This window comes from Nocardia jinanensis, assembly GCF_014645735.1.
Classification (GTDB): Bacteria; Actinomycetota; Actinomycetes; order Mycobacteriales; family Mycobacteriaceae; genus Nocardia; species Nocardia jinanensis.
In genome coordinates this window covers 770,063-785,189 of the sequence record NZ_BMMH01000001.1, presented here as the reverse complement: position 1 = coordinate 785,189, position 15,127 = coordinate 770,063, and the positions used below count along the sequence as shown (strand labels likewise).

The 15,127-nt window shown below is 68.0% G+C and carries 18 protein-coding genes; 15 read left to right on the top strand and 3 right to left on the bottom strand.

Going from position 1 to position 15,127, the window contains the following annotated elements; genetic code table 11:
- Nucleotides 1-162: 162 nt before the first annotated feature.
- Together IEY68_RS03615 and IEY68_RS03610 are read left to right on the top strand one after the other, a co-directional pair.
- Nucleotides 163-2,793, top strand: coding sequence for a DNA translocase FtsK (locus IEY68_RS03615; RefSeq protein WP_195826241.1), 2,631 nt, complete (start codon nucleotides 163-165; stop codon nucleotides 2,791-2,793).
- A 128-nt stretch (nucleotides 2,794-2,921) separates the two neighbouring features.
- A complete protein-coding gene (locus IEY68_RS03610) occupies nucleotides 2,922-3,926 on the top strand; it encodes a TerC family protein (RefSeq protein ID WP_062996086.1) in 1,005 nt (334 codons plus the stop codon).
- 43 nt (nucleotides 3,927-3,969) lie between these two features.
- On the opposite strand, the gene IEY68_RS03605 is transcribed toward IEY68_RS03610, so the two are convergent.
- Together IEY68_RS03605 and IEY68_RS03600 are read right to left on the bottom strand one after the other, a co-directional pair.
- Nucleotides 3,970-4,254 carry a YciI family protein gene (locus IEY68_RS03605; RefSeq protein ID WP_062996084.1) on the bottom strand — a complete coding sequence of 95 codons (285 nt, stop codon included), beginning with the start codon at nucleotides 4,252-4,254 and terminating at the stop codon, nucleotides 3,970-3,972.
- A gap of 75 nt (nucleotides 4,255-4,329) precedes the next feature.
- On the bottom strand, nucleotides 4,330-4,881 hold the full coding sequence (locus tag IEY68_RS03600) for an amino-acid N-acetyltransferase (RefSeq protein ID WP_062996082.1): 552 nt from the start codon (nucleotides 4,879-4,881) through the stop codon (nucleotides 4,330-4,332).
- A 131-nt stretch (nucleotides 4,882-5,012) separates the two neighbouring features.
- Between IEY68_RS03600 and pgsA the strand changes: the two genes are divergently transcribed.
- The 9 genes from pgsA (at nucleotide 5,013) to IEY68_RS03555 (ending at nucleotide 11,365) form a co-directional block, all read left to right on the top strand.
- Complete coding sequence (pgsA, locus tag IEY68_RS03595) at nucleotides 5,013-5,645, top strand: CDP-diacylglycerol--glycerol-3-phosphate 3-phosphatidyltransferase (protein ID WP_062996161.1); 633 nt, start codon at nucleotides 5,013-5,015, stop codon at nucleotides 5,643-5,645.
- Entirely contained in the window at nucleotides 5,642-6,157 is a 516-nt protein-coding gene (locus tag IEY68_RS03590) for a CinA family protein (protein WP_062996080.1), read from the top strand. Before pgsA ends, IEY68_RS03590 begins: the two co-directional genes overlap by 4 nt.
- Before the next feature lie 107 nt (nucleotides 6,158-6,264).
- A complete protein-coding gene (locus tag IEY68_RS03585) occupies nucleotides 6,265-6,708 on the top strand; it encodes a helix-turn-helix domain-containing protein (protein WP_062996159.1) in 444 nt (147 codons plus the stop codon).
- A gap of 223 nt (nucleotides 6,709-6,931) precedes the next feature.
- A complete protein-coding gene (gene pspA, locus IEY68_RS03580) occupies nucleotides 6,932-7,765 on the top strand; it encodes a phage shock protein PspA (RefSeq protein ID WP_062996078.1) in 834 nt (277 codons plus the stop codon).
- A 28-nt stretch (nucleotides 7,766-7,793) separates the two neighbouring features.
- A complete protein-coding gene (pspM, locus tag IEY68_RS03575) occupies nucleotides 7,794-8,741 on the top strand; it encodes a phage shock envelope stress response protein PspM (RefSeq protein WP_063916188.1) in 948 nt (315 codons plus the stop codon).
- Between the two features lie 106 nt (nucleotides 8,742-8,847).
- A complete protein-coding gene (locus tag IEY68_RS03570) occupies nucleotides 8,848-9,021 on the top strand; it encodes a hypothetical protein (RefSeq protein WP_189094009.1) in 174 nt (57 codons plus the stop codon).
- A 101-nt stretch (nucleotides 9,022-9,122) separates the two neighbouring features.
- Entirely contained in the window at nucleotides 9,123-9,836 is a 714-nt protein-coding gene (locus IEY68_RS03565; RefSeq protein ID WP_062996076.1) for a PIG-L deacetylase family protein, read from the top strand.
- Nucleotides 9,837-9,913: 77 nt separating this feature from the next.
- Nucleotides 9,914-11,077, top strand: a complete 1,164-nt coding sequence (locus IEY68_RS03560) for a glycosyltransferase (RefSeq protein WP_062996074.1) — start codon at nucleotides 9,914-9,916, stop codon at nucleotides 11,075-11,077.
- A 93-nt stretch (nucleotides 11,078-11,170) separates the two neighbouring features.
- Nucleotides 11,171-11,365, top strand: coding sequence for a DUF3046 domain-containing protein (locus tag IEY68_RS03555; protein WP_062996157.1), 195 nt, complete (start codon nucleotides 11,171-11,173; stop codon nucleotides 11,363-11,365).
- 22 nt (nucleotides 11,366-11,387) lie between these two features.
- Here IEY68_RS03555 and IEY68_RS03550 read toward each other — a convergent pair whose 3' ends face one another.
- A complete protein-coding gene (locus IEY68_RS03550; RefSeq protein ID WP_062996072.1) occupies nucleotides 11,388-11,903 on the bottom strand; it encodes a CGNR zinc finger domain-containing protein in 516 nt (171 codons plus the stop codon).
- A 150-nt stretch (nucleotides 11,904-12,053) separates the two neighbouring features.
- Here IEY68_RS03550 and IEY68_RS03545 point away from each other — a divergent pair, with 150 nt between their 5' ends.
- From IEY68_RS03545 to recA, 4 genes are all read left to right on the top strand, one after another.
- The gene (locus tag IEY68_RS03545) at nucleotides 12,054-12,515 is read left to right on the top strand and encodes a VOC family protein (RefSeq protein ID WP_062996064.1); all 462 of its coding nucleotides are present in this window, start codon (nucleotides 12,054-12,056) and stop codon (nucleotides 12,513-12,515) included.
- 16 nt (nucleotides 12,516-12,531) lie between these two features.
- Nucleotides 12,532-13,413, top strand: coding sequence for a pyridoxamine 5'-phosphate oxidase family protein (locus tag IEY68_RS03540; protein WP_062996062.1), 882 nt, complete (start codon nucleotides 12,532-12,534; stop codon nucleotides 13,411-13,413).
- Nucleotides 13,414-13,427: 14 nt separating this feature from the next.
- Entirely contained in the window at nucleotides 13,428-13,877 is a 450-nt protein-coding gene (locus IEY68_RS03535) for a nuclear transport factor 2 family protein (protein ID WP_062996155.1), read from the top strand.
- 153 nt (nucleotides 13,878-14,030) lie between these two features.
- A complete protein-coding gene (gene recA / locus IEY68_RS03530; protein WP_062996060.1) occupies nucleotides 14,031-15,068 on the top strand; it encodes a recombinase RecA in 1,038 nt (345 codons plus the stop codon).
- Nucleotides 15,069-15,127: the final 59 nt, after the last annotated feature.

The following is a 15,127-nucleotide window of genomic DNA, read 5'->3' as shown; positions in this document are numbered from 1 at the left end:
CCGCGCCGGATATCGACGGCGTGCGAGGGCGAATCGCCGACGATGATCATCCCGCGACGACCGGCACGTCCATCGACGACGATCGGCATTTCGCACCGTCGCGGCGGCGGTAACCAGTGTTGCGGATGGTCCCGATGGGGTTGTTGCGGCTAGCCTGAGGCAATGGCAGGTAAGTCCCGCGGCACGACCACACCTGGTACGCGGGCGGGATCGGCTCGGGGGCGGACCACCGCTGCGCGTTCTCGTTCGGACAATTCACGCGGTACGGCCGGCGCGGCCGCGGCCCAGGGTCCGGCTCGTAGAACCACACGTAAGGCTGCCGCGCGCCCGGCCGCCGGCGCCCGCCCACATCGCCGCACCGCGGCCCGCCGGCCCGCCGCCGCGCGACGTTCGGAGACCGCGCCGCTGGCGGTGTTCAGCCGGATGGTGAGCGGCGGTTGGACGATGGCGGCCCGTGGGCTGGGTGCCACCACCCGGGCCATCAGCCGGGCGGGGGAGATCGAGCACGGTCATCGACGCGACGGAGCCGCCCTCGGATTGATCGCACTCAGCGCGGTGATCGCGGCCGCCGTCTGGCTGTCCGCGGGCGGACCCATCGGGCGCGCGGTGGACGCGGTCATCCGTGCGGTCACCGGTTCGGCTTCGGCGCTGCTGCCGTTCGTCGCCTCCGGTATAGCGGTGGTGCTCATGCGTACCGAGCCCCGCCCGGAGATCCGGCCCCGGCTGGTATTGGGCGGTCTGCTGATCGGGTTGCCGCTGCTCGGGTTGTGGCATATCGCCGACGGAGCCCCCACCGGCGCGGCCGGACGTGCCGATGCGGCCGGGTTCGTGGGATTCGTCATCGGCGGGCCGGTGACCGACGGTCTCACCGCCTGGCTGTCGGTGCCCATCCTGCTGCTGGCCATGGTGTTCGGTGTGCTGCTGGTGACCGGGACGACGGTGCGGGAAGCGCCGCAGCGGCTGCGCGAATTCTTCGGAGCGCCCGGCTACGAGGGGGAGGCGGACTACCGGGACGGCTACGACCCGGTCGACGAGTACGAGGCCGGCGCCGGGGAGGTACCCACCAGATCTCGCCGCCGCAGCCGTACCCCCACCGAGAACTACCCGGCCGACGAATTCGTGGGGCCCGCGGCCGGAGGTACCGGCGAGCCGCCGCTGCGCGACGCCAAACCGATCACGGCCCCGGGCGGGGAACAACCCGGGAAGCGCAAGAAGCGCAAACCCGCCGTGCCCGCGGTGGTCGATCAGACCCCGCCGCCACTGCCGGAACCGGAGTTCGTCACCGATCGGGTCATCGAGGGTGATTACACCCTGCCGCCGATCAATCTCCTCGTCGAGGGCGACCCGCCCCGTAAGCGCAGCGCCGCCAATGAATCGATGATCGAGGCGATCACCGAGGTACTGGTGCAATTCAAGATCGACGCCGCGGTGACCGGTTTCGTGCGGGGCCCGACCGTCACCCGGTACGAGGTGGAACTCGGGCCGGGTGTGAAGGTCGAGAAGATCACCGCGCTGACCCGCAATATCGCCTATGCCGTGGCCACCGAGAACGTGCGCCTACTCGCGCCGATCCCGGGGAAATCCGCTGTCGGCATCGAGGTGCCCAACGCCGACCGGGAACTGGTCCGGCTTGCCGACGTGCTCACCGCGCCGTCCACCCGAAACGACCATCATCCGCTGGTCATCGGCCTCGGCAAGAACATCGAGGGCGAGTTCGTATCGGCCAATCTGGCCAAGATGCCGCATCTGCTGGTAGCGGGTTCCACCGGTTCCGGTAAATCGAGTTTCGTGAACTCGATGCTGGTGTCGCTGTTGCAGCGGGCCACACCGGACGAGGTCCGGATGATCCTGATCGACCCGAAGATGGTGGAACTGACTCCCTACGAGGGGATCCCGCATCTGATCACACCCATCATCACCCAGCCGAAGAAGGCTGCCGCGGCGCTGGCCTGGCTGGTGGAGGAGATGGAGCAGCGGTATCAGGATATGCAGGCCAGTAAGGTCCGCCATATCGATGATTTCAACCGCAAGGTGAAATCCGGCGCCATCACCACGCCGCTGGGCAGCGAACGGGTGTACCGGCCCTACCCGTACATCCTGGCCATCGTGGACGAACTCGCCGATCTGATGATGACCGCGCCCCGCGATGTCGAGGACGCCATCGTCCGGATCACGCAGAAGGCGCGGGCCGCCGGTATCCATCTGGTACTGGCCACCCAGCGGCCGTCGGTGGATGTGGTGACGGGCCTGATCAAGACGAATGTGCCGTCCCGGCTGGCCTTCGCGACCTCCTCGCTCACCGATTCGCGCGTTATCCTCGATCAGCCCGGCGCCGAGAAACTCATCGGTATGGGTGACGGCTTGTTCCTGCCGATGGGCGCCGGTAAACCGACCCGGTTGCAGGGTGCCTTCATCAGCGACGAGGAGATCCACGGGGTCGTCGAGTTCGCCAAGAACCAGGCCGAGCCGGAGTACACCGAGGGCGTCACGGCGGCCAAGGCCGGGGAGAAGAAGGATGTCGACCCGGATATCGGCGACGATCTCGATGTCTTCCTCCAGGCAGTGGAGTTGGTGGTCACCTCTCAGTTCGGGTCCACCTCGATGCTGCAGCGCAAACTGCGGGTCGGGTTCGCGAAGGCGGGACGGTTGATGGATCTGATGGAGACCCGCGGTGTGGTGGGGCCGAGCGAAGGCTCCAAGGCGCGCGATGTGCTGGTCAAACCGGACGAGCTGGACGGGCTGCTCTGGTCGATTCGCGGCGGGGGCGACGAGGAGGAGTCGGACACCGAATGACCGGTGTGCTGCCGATCGGCAGGGTCGCCGATATGCGACGATAGCGGGCAACCACCCCGCAAGTCGGCTGAATCGGTCATATCGGGCATGATTGATGCCATGACTCGTACCGCTGAACGGATCGCCGTATGCAGGTAACCGCTCTCGTCTGGGGAATCACCATCGTGGTGATCCTCGGGTTGTTCGTCTTCGACTTCTTCGCCCATGTGCGCACCCCGCACGAACCGACCTTCCGCGAGTCCGGCTTCTGGTCCGCGGTGTACATCGGCCTGGCCCTGGCTTTCGGCGGGGTGATCGCCTGGAAATGGGGCGGGACATTCGCCGGTGAGTACTACGCCGGTTTCGTCACCGAGAAGGCGCTCTCGGTGGACAACCTGTTCGTCTTCCTGATCATCATGTCCACCTTCGCGGTACCCCGGATCTACCAGCAGAAGGTGCTGCTCATCGGCATCGTGGTGGCCCTGGCCATGCGCGGTGGCTTCATCGCGGTCGGCGCGGCCGCGATCAGCGCCTTCAGCTGGGTCTTCTACCTGTTCGGCTTCTTCCTCGTCTACACCGCGGTCAAACTGCTCAAGGAGAGCGGCCACGAGGTCGAAGAGGAGCAAAAACGTGACAGCCGGATCGTCGCGCTGGTCAAACGCCTGGTGCCGACCACCGAGACCTACGATGGCGACAAACTGATCACTCGTATCGACGGCCGCCGGACGGTGACCCCGATGCTGCTCGCGCTACTGGCTATCGGTTTCGCCGATCTGCTGTTCGCGCTCGATTCGATCCCGGCCATCTACGGCCTCACCGAAGAGCCCTACATCGTGTTCACTGCCAACGCATTCGCGCTGATGGGACTGCGCCAGCTCTATTTCCTGATCGGTGGCCTGCTCGACCGGCTGGTCTACCTGTCCTACGGTCTGGCGGCCATCCTCGCCTTCATCGGCGTCAAGTTGGTGCTGCACGCGCTGCACGAGAACAGCCTGCCGTTCATCAACGGCGGTGAGCATGTGAGTGTCCCGGAGATCTCCACCGCGGTGTCGCTGTTGGTGATCCTCGGCATCCTGGTCGTCGCGACCGTCGCCAGCCTGCTGCGCACCCGCGGACAGGCCCGGTCGAAATCGGCCTCGGGCCCCGGCGAGTAGCGCCGGGGGACCGCCCCCGTCCGGGCCGGTGCCCGGGCGGGGGTCAGCCGGCGAATACTCCGAGAACGGGCTGCCATTCGACCGCTCGCACCTCGTCGATCAGCTTCTCCTGAGCGAACGGGTCCTGCGCCAGCAGATCCTCCAGTGCGGCGGCATCTGCCGCGCGGAACAGCAACAGCGCTCCGGACCCGTCCGGGTAGGGGCCACTGCTGAGCAGTGCGTTATCGGTCAGCCGGTCGGCCAGCCAGGCGCGGTGGCGCGGGCGATGGGTATCCCGCGCGGGCACGGTGGCTTCGGAATAAGTGTAGTGAACAGCGAAAATGGGCACCGGTCGACTCTAGTGCGCACCCGGACTCGGGGGATGGTCCCGGGAGCGGCGGCGTGCAGCGCCGGCCCGGCGACCTCACAGTGTGAGCAGCATCCGGGTATTGCCGAGAGTGTTCGGTTTCACAAAGCTCAGGTCCAGGAACTCCGCTACGCCGGTGTCGTAGGACCGGCACATCTCCGCGTACACCTCCGCGGTCACCGGGGTGCCCTCGATCTCCGCGAAACCGTGCCGGGCGAAGAACTCGACCTCGAAGGTGAGCACGAACAACCGCCGCAGTTCCAGCTCCCGGGCCACATCGACCAGCTGTTCCACGATGAGTTTGCCCACACCGTGGCCCTTGACCTCCGGGTGTACCGCCACCGTGCGCACCTCACCGAGATCGGCCCACAGCACGTGCAAGGCACCGCAGCCCACCACCCGGTCGCCGAGTTCGGCCACCCAGAACTCCTGTACCGATTCGTACAGGTTGACGAGGTTCTTCTCCAGCAGAATGCGACCCGCGTACACATCGACGAGTGATTTGATCGCCGGGACATCGGAGGTGCGGGCGCGACGCACCCGCACGGTGGCGGTCTGCGTATCGAGCGCGTCGCTGGTCGAACCACTCAGCGGTCCCCGTGAGGTCATGGGGTGCACAGTAGTCGGCCGGGCTACCGATAGTCTGAGTGTGTGCCGCAGACTCCGCCCTCCCGTTCGACCCTGCGCGCCTGTCCCGGCGCGGTGGCGCAGAGGCGGCCATGAGCGTGCACCCCGAGGAGATGGACCGGCGTCTCACCGTGCCCGGACCACCGCGCGGCAATCTCGTACCCGCGCCCGCCGAATCAGCGGTCCCGTTACTGAACATCGCCAACGTTCTCACCATGATCCGGATCGCGCTGGTACCGCTGTTCGTCCTGGCCCTGTTCGCCGGCGGGGGGCACCAGACCGGATGGCGGATCACCGCGACCGTTGTTTTCGCGCTCGCCGCCGTCACCGACCGATTCGACGGGCAGCTGGCCCGCAAATACGGTCTCGTCACCGATTTCGGAAAACTCGCCGACCCCATCGCCGACAAAGCGCTCATCGGTTCGGCGCTCATCGGGCTCTCACTCCTGGGTGATCTGCCGTGGTGGATGACCGTCGTCATCTGCGCGCGCGAGATCGGAGTCACCCTGCTACGGCTCGCGGTGGTGCGCCGGGGAGTCATCCCGGCCGGTCGCGGCGGGAAACTCAAAACACTCGTCCAGTCGGTGGCCATCGGTGTGCTGCTGCTGCCGCTGTCGGGTGGCTTCGCTACCGCGGGAATGACGCTGATGTGGATCGCGTTGGTGCTGACAGTGGTAACGGGGCTGGACTACGTCGGCCAGGCCGCCAGGCTCTGGCTGGCCGGACCTCACCGCACCCGCGGATGACCGCCGAGCACACCGGCCCGCTGACCGCCGGTAGCGCGGCCGCCGAACTGGTCGTCGCCCTACGGGACAGCGGACAGACCGTCGCCACCGCCGAATCGCTCACCGCCGGCCTGGTATCGGCCACGATCGCCGGTGTGCCCGGTGCCAGTGCCGTGCTGCGTGGCGGGCTGGTGGTGTACGCGACGGATCTCAAGCACAGTCTCGCCGGGGTCGACGAGCAGGTACTCGCCGGCGAGGGCCCGGTGTCCGCGAGTACCGCGGAACAGCTCGCGGTCGGGGCACGGATCCGCTGCGGCGCCGACTGGGGAATCGCACTCACCGGGGTCGCCGGACCGGACCCGCAGGACGGAATCGGTGCCGGCACCGTCTTCCTCGGACTGGCCGGGCCCGGCCATACCGAGGTGATGCGGTTGAAACTCTCCGGCGACCGGTGGAATATCAGGTTCACAGCGACGCAGGCAGCGGTACAGGAACTGCTGCGGTGCGTGCGGGGCGAATCACTCACCCGGTGAGCAGTTCCGTGGCCGGCCCGGGAACCCACGGGGCCTGTTCCGACGTTGTGCGAAGAGAGAACCGCGTGCGTGCCGTGGGCGACGCCTACCGGGAGAAGGAGAACTCGATGACGCTGTTGCGAGAAGCGATCGGGGACAGTCTGCGGCGTGCGCGCCTCGCCCAGAGCCGGACCCTGCGCGAAGTATCGACCTCGGCGCGGGTGAGCCTGGGCTACCTCTCCGAAGTCGAGCGTGGCCGCAAGGAGGCGTCCAGCGAACTGCTGGCCGCCATCTGCGAGGCGCTCGATGTCCCGCTGTCGCGGGTGCTGTGGGATGTGAGCACCGCGATCGCCGGTGAGGACCTGCCCGTAACCGCCGCCCCGGCCGGAGAACCGGCCCGGACCGCCGCTGTCCCGGAGTCCGTCGAGGCGGCCGCCGAACCCGCTCCCTCGACGGCGGCCGTCGCCACCGGGTCGGCCGGTCCCGGAACCCGGACCCAGGTGGACGGGGATACCAGGATCGTCATTCCCGCGCCTACCAACGGACCTCTGGTCCTGGTCGAAGCCGCCTGACCGGTTATAGCGGCGGTATATCCGATCGTGACAATGCGCGCGGCGCATGGGAACGGATAGATTCGTAGGTACGCGCCGACGCGGGCCGCTCTCGTGAGACGCGGCGTCGTTCGGTGGCCGGTACCCGGCACCGCATGGTGGAGGATAGGCATGTATCGAGTGCGTGACGGTCGCGCACTCCGAGTCGCCCAGGCGGCACAGCAGATGGAGGCGGGATCAACCGATGGCTAATCCGTTCACGAAGGCCTGGAAATATCTGATGGCCCTCTTCGATTCCAAGATCGAGGAGCACGCGGATCCGAAGGTCCAGATTCAGCAGGCTATCGAAGAGGCTCAGCGTCAGCACCAGGCCCTGTCCCAGCAGGCCGCCTCGGTGATCGGAAACCAGCGTCAGCTGGAGATGAAACTGAACCGGCAGCTCGACGAGGTCGAGAAGCTCAACGCCAATGCCCGCCAGGCCGTCGTCCTCGCCGATCAGGCCAATGCCGCGAGTGATGCCGAGAAGGCGATCCAGTACACCAACGCCGCCGAGGCGTTCGCCGCGCAGCTGGTCACCGCCGAACAGTCGGTCGAGGACCTGAAGGTGCTGCACGACCAGTCACTGCAGGCCGCCGCCCAGGCCAAGAAGGCGGTGGAGCAGAACGCGATGCTGCTGCAGCAGAAGGTCGCCGAGCGCACCAAACTGCTCAGCCAGCTCGAACAGGCCAAGATGCAGGAACAGGTCAGCGCGTCCCTGCAGCAGATGGACAGCACGCTGTCCGCACCCGGCAGCGTGCCAAGCCTGGACGCGGTGCGGGAGAAGATCGAGCGCCGCTACGCCACCGCACTCGGGTCCGCCGAACTCGCCCAGAACACCGTCCAGGGGCGCATGCTCGAAGTCCAGCAGGCCAGCGTCCAGATGGCCGGGCACAGCAGGCTCGAGCAGATCCGCGCCTCGATGCGCGGCGATTCGCTGCCCGCCGGCAACACCAATGCGGCGATCGACGCCGGCGAGTCCGCGACCGAACCCGCACAACCACAACCACAGATGAACAAGGGTCAGACCGCGCAGCAGTAGCGGCCCCACGAGTTCGGCGAGGACAGCGATGAAGTCTGACAGGCCCCGATTCCCGACCGGGTCCCGGGAATCCGCCCGTGCGTGGCCCGAGTTGCAGCCGCAGGCCGCCTACGTCGCCGACACTCTGCGTGATGCCGGAGAAAACGCGCTCGTCGCGGTCCGCCGCTGGGCCGATCCGCGAGAACGCGAACTCCGGCGGCGCCGCCGCGCCCGGCGGCGCAGTATCGGTCTCGGCACTGCCTCCGGTCTCACCACCGCCGGAGCGGTCGGGCTGGTGATCCTGTCCGCCCCCGCCTGGGCTGTTGTGGTGCTCGGCGGTGGAGCGGTCGCCTTGGTCACCGGCGCCGCCCTGAGCACCCGCCGCTATCTGCGGTTGCGGCGGGCTCCACTACCACTCGCCGGGTACGTCCCGCGCAAACTCCCCGCCGCCCGATCCGCCGGCCGTCCCGCGATAACGCGTTTGGCTCGCGCCGAACGGGCGCTGCACGAGGTCGCCGGTCAGATCGCCCGCTCGCGGCGCCTGCCCGCCGGTGAGCTCGAGGATCTGGTCGCCACCGCCGGCTCCGGCGCTGCCGCGCTCACCGCACTCGCCGCCGATATCGCCACGATGGAAAGTGCGGTCCGCACCCTCAGCGGGGGCGCGGGCGAGATCACCGATGCGGCCGACGTCCATCGGCTCCGCGAAACCCTCCAGTCGATCGTCGTACGGCTCGACGGCGGTGTCGCCGAATACGAACAGGTGGTCGCGGCGGCCACCCGGGTTCTCGCGGTCGACGAAACCGGCGCGCTCCGCTACGAGTTCGACGGTATCGTCGCCGACCTGCGGCAGGCCGCCGACCGGATGGACGGCTGGGCCCAGGCACTCACCGAACTCGCCGACCGCGTTCCCGGATCGTTGCTGCCACCGGCCGCTGGACGGGCCCCGTGGCAGACACCGATGGAGGCGGACGCGCCCCAGCGCCGAGCCCGCCGGTAACCCCTCAGGGACAACCCTGATCTTCCCCGGATATTGCATTTCACCTGGTGATTTCCCGTCTCGGCGGTGTCATGCTCGAAGCAGGAACAACCGCTGGGAGGCACAAATGCTGTGGAAGATCATCGGCGTGGTCGCCGTCGTCTGGATCGCGCTGGCGGTGATCGGCGCACTGATCAAAGGACTGTTCCCGATCCTGGTGATCGGAGCGGTGGTGTTCGGGCTGTATCTGCTCTACAAGGCGATCGCCGGTTCGGACGACAACTCGGTTACCAAGGTCTGACCGCCCCGGGCGCGAATTCGTGGCCGGATGACCCTCTGCTACCCGGAGAGTCATCCGGCTTTTCTGTGTCACCGGGCATGGGGCGGTGTTTGAATGGCGTCATGCAGCACCTTCCGGAGGACTGGCAGCGCGCCGTGGTGATCGTCGCGCACCCCGACGATATCGAGTACGGGGTCGCCGCCGCGGTGGCCCGCTGGACCGGTCAGGGCAAGGACGTCCGGTACGTGCTGGTGACCTCCGGGGAAGCCGGAATCGCGGGTATGCCGCCCGCGCAGGCCCGGCCGTTGCGGGAGGCGGAGGAACGCGCCTCGGCCGCTGTCGTCGGGGTCCGTGAGGTGGAGTTCCTCGGTCATCCCGACGGCCGGATCGAAGCGAACCCCGCATTGCGGCGCGATCTGGCCGCCGCCATCCGCCGGCACCGCCCGGAGTTGGTGGTGCTCGGCCATTTCGGGCCGACCTGGGCGCCCGGGATCGTCAACAGCGCCGATCACCGGGCCGTCGGCCGGGCGGCCCTCGACGCCGTCTCCGACGCCGGCAACGAATGGATATTCCCCGAGCTCACCGATCCGCCGCCGTGGACCGCCCGCTGGGCCGCAGTGGCCGTCCCGACCGGCGCCACCCACGCGGTGGATGTCACCGCCGCCGTGCCCGCCGCCGAGGCATCACTGGCCGAACACCGCCGCTACCTGGAGGTGCTGAGCCCGGAACCGGTGGCCGACCAGGTGCGTGCGGTGGTCACTGTGACGACGGCGCCGCTGGACGGGTTCGACGCCGAGCGCGCTGTCGGATTCGAACTGTTCACCTTCGCCGGGTGAGGTGTTTTCGGGGCGTCGCGGTGCGGAACAACGGGGCCTCGAATCGGCATGCGCCGGCACGCCGATAGCATGGCCCGATGCGAGTGGCTGTTGTCGCCGGTCCCGATCCGGGTCATGCGTTTCCCGCTATCGCGTTGTGCCTGCGGTTCCGGGACGCGGGCGACGATCCTGTTCTCTTCACCGGCCCCCGCTGGTTCGAGGCCGCGCGGGCGGCCGGTATCGGGGTGCGGCGGCTGAAAGGGCTGGCGCCCAGGCCGACCGACGACGATAGTGACGCCGGTGCCCGGATCCATCAACGGGCCGCTTATATCTCGACCGAGATCCTGCCCGAACTCGGTGCCATGCTGCCGGAACTGGTTGTGTCGGATGTGCTCACCGCGGGCGGCGGCCTGGCCGCCGAGCGGCTGCGGGTGCCGTGGGTCGAGCTCTCGCCGCATCCGCTGTATCTGCCGTCGAAAGGTCTGCCGCCCATCGGGAGCGGGCTCGCACCGGGCACCGGGGTGCGCGGACGTGCCCGCGATTCGGTGCTGCGGAGGTTCACCGCTCGCGCGGTGCGCAACGGGCTGCGGCAACGGGAAGCCGCCAGAGCCGGGGTGGGTCTGCCGGCGACCGATCCGGGACCGGCCGCGCGGTTGATCGCGACCCTGCCCGCACTGGAGGTTTCGCGTCCGGACTGGCCGGAGGAGGCCGAATTGGTCGGGCCGCTGCTGTGGGAGCCCACCGAGCGGCGATTGGATCTGCCGCCGGGGGACGGCCCCCTCGTGGTCGTGGCGCCCTCCACCGCGCACACCGGGGTGGCGGGGATGGCGGAGACAGTACTCGAAGCACTCGACGGAACGGGGGTCCGCGTGGCGATCTCCACGCTCGACGAACCGCCGCGGTCGCTACCGGAATGGGCGAGCGCCGGTCTCGGGCGGCAGGACGAACTGCTGACCCACGCCGCTGTCGTGGTCGGTGGTGGTGGACACGGCCTGCTGGCGAAATCACTATCCGCGGGAGTGCCCGTGGTGACTGTGCCCGGTGGCGGTGACCAGTGGGAACTCGCCAATCGCGCACAACGCCAGGGTTCCTCACTGCTGGTCCGGCCGCTCACTCCGGAGGCGGTGCGTGCGGCGGTACTGCGAGTGCTGGCCGAACCGGGTTTCACCGAGGCGGCTCGGGCCGCGGCCGCCGGGGTCTCCGATGTCGCCGATCCGGTGCGGATCTGTCACCGGGTACTCGATTCGGTGCGGGCGCACTGACCGCGCCGTGGTGGGCCGCATCGACCGCACCGTGGCGGGACGACGCACCGACCGCACCGCGGCCGTGGCGGCCGTGCGGGTAACTTGTGCACGGTGCGGTTGACGGAATTCCAGGAACTCATGCACACCGAATTCGGCGAGGCCCGAGGCGACACTCTGCTCAGCGATCACAGCATCCTCGCGCTCGGTGGCCGGACCGGCGCCGCTGCCATCGAAGCCGGTGTCGATCCTCGCGAGGTATGGCGTGCACTGTGCGCCGAGTTCGACGTCCCGCGATCGCGTTGGTGAACCCGCCCGCTGTCCGGGCGGATCAGGTCCTGCGTGCGTGATGCCGCGCCGCTTTGGCCCGGTTGCCGCAGGTGGTCATCGAATGCCAGCGGCGGGTTCCGTTCTTGGACGTGTCGTAGAAGAAAAGGACGCAGTCCGGGTGGGCGCAGCGGCGGATGCGGTCGGGGGCGTCGGCCAGCAGGGTCAGCAGGTTGTCCGCCGCCAGCCACCCGGGTAACCAGGCCGGGTCGGCGACCTCGGGTGTCGCGGCCGGGCCGGTTTCGGTGAGGTGGTGCCGGATCCGGCCCCGCTCGAGCACCTCGTTGAGAGCATCGCGGGTGCCGTGCACGACCGCGTCGTACACGGCGGTCCGGGCGGTGAGCACGGCGTCCAGCGTGCGTTCGTCCGCGGTGGACGCGCCGGGCAGTTCCGCCGACGCCAGCCAGATCCGCAGACCGGCCACATCGGTGAGCAGGTCACGTGGGCCGTGCTCCATCCACCGCGTGTTCAGCAGGTCCAGAGCTGGCGGTTCACCGAGGTGGGGGCGTGGATCGAGCATGCCTGAGGGTAACGGTCTCCTCGTTCGTGTCCGAGTGTGTGAAACCAGTCTAACTGTCTAAATTAATTTTGCCGGTTGACGGTGGGCGCTCTCGCGCGCTAGCTTCTAACCGTTCAAAGTAGTTTGACGGTTAGAAGCAAAGGATGGAACATGGGCACAGCTGTCGCGCCACGGCTCACCACCGGGCATATCGGTTTGAACGTCGCGGAACTGGACCGCTCGGTGCTTTTCTACCGAGACGTCCTGGGCTTCGAGGAACTCGCTACCGGCGCCGACGGTGATCGGCGGTGGGCCTTTCTCGGCTCGGCGGGAGAGCTCGTGCTCACGCTGTGGCAGCAGAGTGCGGGGAAGTTCGCGGTGGACCGGCCCGGGCTGCACCACCTCTCGTTCGGGGTTTCCTCCCTCGATCAGGTGCGGCAGGTGGAGGCCGCGCTGACCGAACGCGCGGTCACCTTCCTCTACGACGGCGTGGTCGCGCACGGTGAAGGGGTGGGTTCCGGCGGTATCTTCTTCGCGGATCCGGACGGAATCCGGCTCGAGGTCTTCGCGCCGTCGGGAGCCGAATCCGCGCCCGCGCCCAGCGGTGCGGCGCCTACCTGCGGTTTCTTCTGAGCGGCACGGTCGCACGATGAACGTCTTCCATCCGGGTGAACTGGCTGTCCAGCGCCGAGCCGGGCAGGCGGGTATCGCCGAGAAGGTCGGACGGACGATCCGCACCACGATTCCCGACGCCGCCGCCCACTTCCTGGCCGAGCAGCCGATGGTCGTGATCGCCGCGGCGGACGAAGCGGGTCGTCCCTGGGTCACCCAATTGGCCGGGTCGCCGGGCTTCGTGCGGATCCTCGACGAGCGCACGCTCGAGATCGGGGCGGTACCGGAGGTGGGGGATCCGCTGACCCCGCCGAACGGACCGTGGCGGCTCGGGCTCATCGCCATCGAACCGGGGCGCCGGCGGCGGATGCGGGCCAACGGTACGGTGCGGCGGATCGGCGATCGGTTGCGTATGACCGTGGAGCAGGTCTATTCGAACTGCCCGAAATACATTTCCCGGCGGCATATCGTTTCCGGTGCCGTAGCGCCGCGGCCGTGGGGGGAGGTTCGCCGCGGCGCCGAGCTGAACGCCCGGCAGCGGGCCGCGGCAGCCGCGGCCGATGCCTTCTTCGTGGGCAGTGCGGATACGGCGGGCCGGGCCGACGCATCCCATCGTGGAGGCGCTCCCGGCTTCCTGGAAGTACGGTCGCCCACCCGGCTGTACTGGCCGGAGTACCGCGGCAACTCGATGTTCATGACCCTCGGCAACCTCGCGGTGGAGCCCCGCTGTGGTGTGCTGATCCCGGACTGGAACACCGGCGGTCTGCTCCAGCTCACCGGCACGGCCGAACTGTCGTGGGCGGACGGTCCGGCCGGCCCCGGCCCCGCCGGGGTCGAATTCACCGTGCGCGAGGTGGCCGAACGTACCGTAGGGCCACTGCGCTGGAGTCCGCCCGAACTGTCACCTGTCAACCCGTGAAAGGAGTCGCTCGGATGCGACCACCCCTGCCCCCGTTCGATGCCGTGACCGCCGCGGCCAAAGTGCGCGCGGCCGAGAATGCCTGGAACACCCGGGACCCCGAGCTCGTGGCCGCCGCGTACACCGTCGACACGGCCTGGCGTAACCGCGACGAGTACTTCACCGGCCGCCCGGCCGTTGTGGACTTCCTGACGCGAAAATGGGCGAAAGAGAACGGCTATGCCCTGCGCAAGGAGTTGTGGGCCTGGTCGGGCGATCGTATCGCCGTACGTTTCCAGTACGAATGGCACGACGACACCGAGCAGTGGTGGCGCAGCTACGGCAACGAACAGTGGGAGTTCGCGCCGGACGGTCTGATGGCACGCCGGGAGGCGAGTATCGACGATGTGCCCATCACGCAGGCGCAACGGCGTATCCACGGGCCCCGACCGGAAGGGGATGCGACCGAACTCCCGCAGTGGTGAACCGGCCCCGGCGCGCTCTCGCGACGCGCGGAACCGTAGCTTGACTCGAACATCTGTTCGTCTAGGCTGATGCCGGAACTTGTCGGTGCCGACCTCTACTGTGGGCGCCAACCACACCACCTACCTACCCACCCGGTGAAAAGGGGAGTCACGATGGCGCCACAGGCCTACGACCGCGACAAAGCGCTCGAACTCGCACTCGCGCAGGTCGAGAAGAGTTTCGGCAAGGGAGCGGTGATGCGTCTCGGTGAGGAGGCCCGGCAGCCGATATCGGTGATCCCGACCGGTTCGATCGCGCTCGACGTCGCACTGGGTATCGGCGGCCTGCCGCGTGGCCGGGTCGTGGAGATCTACGGTCCGGAAGCCTCCGGTAAGACCACGGTCGCGTTGCACGCGGTCGCCAATGCGCAGGCAGCCGGCGGTGTCGCCGCCTTCATCGACGCCGAACACGCGCTCGACCCCGATTACGCCGCCAAACTCGGTGTCGATACCGACGCGCTGCTGGTGTCCCAGCCGGATACCGGTGAACAGGCTCTGGAAATCGCCGATATGCTGGTCCGCTCCGGCGCCATCGACATCATCGTTATCGACTCGGTGGCCGCCCTGGTGCCCCGTGCCGAGATCGAAGGCGAAATGGGTGACAGTCACGTCGGTCTGCAGGCCCGCCTGATGAGCCAGGCACTGCGCAAGATGACCAGTGCTCTGAACAATTCCGGTACCACCGCCATCTTCATCAACCAGCTGCGCGAGAAGATCGGCGTCATGTTCGGTTCCCCCGAAACGACCACGGGTGGCAAGGCGCTCAAGTTCTACGCGTCCGTGCGGCTCGATGTGCGCCGTATCGAAACGTTGAAGGACGGCAGCGACGCGGTGGGTAACCGGACCCGGGTCAAGGTCGTGAAGAACAAGGTTTCGCCGCCGTTCAAACAGGCCGAATTCGATATTCTGTACGGCCACGGAATTTCGAAGGAGGGCTCGCTGATCGATATGGGCGTGGAGCACGGATTCATTCGTAAATCCGGCTCCTGGTACACCTACGAAGGTGATCAGCTGGGGCAGGGCAAGGAGAACGCCCGGAAATTCCTCCTGGAGAACACCGATGTCCGGGACGAGGTCGAGAAGAAGATCAAGGAAAAGCTGGGGATCGGCGCGGATGTGACCGCGATGGAAGAGACCCCGGCCGATTTCTGACCCGATGGCCGAACGGACCAGGGCGCACGCCGAGACCACCGATCCGGTGGCGGAGGTGC

Coding starts and splice junctions, on each gene's coding strand:
- IEY68_RS03600 (WP_062996082.1), bottom strand. CDS start 4,881: ATGACCTCACGGGGACCGCTGAGTGGTTCGACCAGCGACGCGCTCGAT.
- recA (WP_062996060.1), top strand. CDS start 14,031: ATGGCGCCACAGGCCTACGACCGCGACAAAGCGCTCGAACTCGCACTC.
- IEY68_RS03540 (WP_062996062.1), top strand. CDS start 12,532: ATGAACGTCTTCCATCCGGGTGAACTGGCTGTCCAGCGCCGAGCCGGG.
- pspM (WP_063916188.1), top strand. CDS start 7,794: ATGAAGTCTGACAGGCCCCGATTCCCGACCGGGTCCCGGGAATCCGCC.
- IEY68_RS03535 (WP_062996155.1), top strand. CDS start 13,428: ATGCGACCACCCCTGCCCCCGTTCGATGCCGTGACCGCCGCGGCCAAA.
- IEY68_RS03560 (WP_062996074.1), top strand. CDS start 9,914: ATGCGAGTGGCTGTTGTCGCCGGTCCCGATCCGGGTCATGCGTTTCCC.
- IEY68_RS03550 (WP_062996072.1), bottom strand. CDS start 11,903: ATGCTCGATCCACGCCCCCACCTCGGTGAACCGCCAGCTCTGGACCTG.
- IEY68_RS03610 (WP_062996086.1), top strand. CDS start 2,922: ATGCAGGTAACCGCTCTCGTCTGGGGAATCACCATCGTGGTGATCCTC.
- IEY68_RS03590 (WP_062996080.1), top strand. CDS start 5,642: ATGACCGCCGAGCACACCGGCCCGCTGACCGCCGGTAGCGCGGCCGCC.
- pspA (WP_062996078.1), top strand. CDS start 6,932: ATGGCTAATCCGTTCACGAAGGCCTGGAAATATCTGATGGCCCTCTTC.
- IEY68_RS03570 (WP_189094009.1), top strand. CDS start 8,848: ATGCTGTGGAAGATCATCGGCGTGGTCGCCGTCGTCTGGATCGCGCTG.
- IEY68_RS03545 (WP_062996064.1), top strand. CDS start 12,054: ATGGGCACAGCTGTCGCGCCACGGCTCACCACCGGGCATATCGGTTTG.
- IEY68_RS03565 (WP_062996076.1), top strand. CDS start 9,123: ATGCAGCACCTTCCGGAGGACTGGCAGCGCGCCGTGGTGATCGTCGCG.
- IEY68_RS03615 (WP_195826241.1), top strand. CDS start 163: ATGGCAGGTAAGTCCCGCGGCACGACCACACCTGGTACGCGGGCGGGA.
- IEY68_RS03585 (WP_062996159.1), top strand. CDS start 6,265: ATGACGCTGTTGCGAGAAGCGATCGGGGACAGTCTGCGGCGTGCGCGC.
- pgsA (WP_062996161.1), top strand. CDS start 5,013: ATGGACCGGCGTCTCACCGTGCCCGGACCACCGCGCGGCAATCTCGTA.